At 45.8% G+C, this 1,622-nt stretch carries 2 protein-coding genes and 2 pseudogenes; all 4 read left to right on the top strand.

All coding sequences use genetic code 11. The features are described from left to right. Window positions 1-153, top strand: a pseudogene (locus B7Y67_RS17410) (lipopolysaccharide ABC transporter ATP-binding protein); the annotation flags it as partial. Between the two features lie 190 nt (window positions 154-343). After that, the gene (raiA, locus tag B7Y67_RS17415) at window positions 344-667 is read left to right on the top strand and encodes a ribosome-associated translation inhibitor RaiA (protein ID WP_215302122.1); all 324 of its coding nucleotides are present in this window, start codon (window positions 344-346) and stop codon (window positions 665-667) included. 33 nt (window positions 668-700) lie between these two features. After that, window positions 701-1,159 (top strand): PTS sugar transporter subunit IIA, encoded by a 459-nt coding sequence (locus tag B7Y67_RS17420; protein ID WP_293599710.1) that lies wholly within the window; start codon window positions 701-703, stop codon window positions 1,157-1,159. Next, window positions 1,156-1,622 (top strand): annotated as a pseudogene (locus B7Y67_RS17425) (HPr kinase/phosphorylase); the annotation flags it as partial. The gene B7Y67_RS17420 and the pseudogene B7Y67_RS17425, both read left to right, overlap by 4 nt.

The following is a 1,622-nucleotide window of genomic DNA, read 5'->3' on the forward strand; positions in this document are numbered from 1 at the left end:
ATCACGGACCATAACGTACGCGAAACCTTAGGTATTTGCGATCATGCCTACATCATCAGTGAGGGTAGCGTGCTGGCAGAAGGTAAACCAGACCAAATCATTGAGAATGACGCCGTTAGAAGAGTGTATCTAGGCGAAAATTTCCGCATGTAGATATTTCGGTTTTTCGAATATTTATTAAATAAACATGATCTGCCCCCTTGGTTTTCAGCAAAATCGCTGATACGCTGGAGGTTCATGAAGTTCATTTCCAAATAATCAAGTACATCGTTACAGGGGCTTGCTGCGCACCCCGGGTAATTATTTGCGCATGCATTTGTTTTGCTATGAATAGGAGCTGCTGATGAATCTGAAAATTAATAGTCGTCATGTTGAAGTTACTCCAGCCATGCGTTCCCACCTCGAAGCCGGGTTAGCTAAAATTCGCAAGCACTTTGATCACGTCCTAGATGCCTCAGCATTTTTGATTGTCGATAACGCTAAAGAAAAAAATCTTCGCCAAGCAGCCGAAATCACAATTCACCTAAAAGGTAAAGATCTTTATGCTGAAGCGCATAACGCTGATCTGTACCACGCTATGGATGCGGTGGTCGATAAACTAGAGCGTCAAGTTGTTAAACACAAAGAGAAGATTCAAGACCATCACCATGAAAAGCATTTTGAGTGATGCCTCGCTTCAGGACACCTATAATCAATTGACATGAATGCCCTGACCGATCTTTTCGCTTTAGACCGCATTGCCTTGAATAGCCCCTCTAAAAATCGGGCTGAGGCATTTGCGGCTGTAGGACAGCTATTTGCAAAACAGGCAGGTCTTGAATCTGAAGCAATCGTTGGCTTCTTAAATGCTCGCGAGGACTTAGGTTCTACTGCCTTGGGTGCCGGCGTTGCTATCCCCCACGGCCGTGTAAAAGGGCTGAAGAGTCCGATTGCTGCCTTCGTCAAATTAAAGGAGCCGATTGAATTTGCCGCGCCCGATGGTGAGGCTGTCTCTATTTTGATTTTTTTGCTCGTCCCTGAAAAAGCGACTCAGCAACATTTAGAAATTCTGTCTTCCATTGCACAACTGCTCTCTGACCCAGATGCTAGAAAATCGCTTGCCACGGAAGACAACCCAGAAAAGGTGTGCCAGCTATTACAGACTTGGGGCTCCGCTTGACAACCCAACCCTTACTCCTTGAGGGAGTTACTGCCCAACAGATCTTTGATGACAACGTCTCTGACTTAAAGCTTTCTTGGATCGGTGGCCTAGAAGGGGCAGACCGTACATTCCCCTCGGAGGCTGTCAAGGCTGCCGCAGCTAGCTCTGACTTAGTAGGTCACTTAAATCTCATTCACCCAAGCCGTATTCAGATTTTTGGTGAGCAAGAGGTTGATTACCATGCTCAGCTCGAACAAAAACAAAGGCAAGATCAAATCTCTAGCTTAATTTCAAAAACACCACCTTGTGTGATTGTTGCTGATGGGAAAACAGCTGATGCCGATCTACAACTGTTCTGCCAAAGATCCTCTACCCCACTCTTTACAACAACTATTTCTGCTGCCGAGGTAATTGACCACCTACGCACCTACCTCACAAAGATTGGTGCGCCCCAAATTACGATGCATGGCGTGTTCATGGA

The organism is Polynucleobacter sp. 35-46-11 (assembly GCF_002281105.1).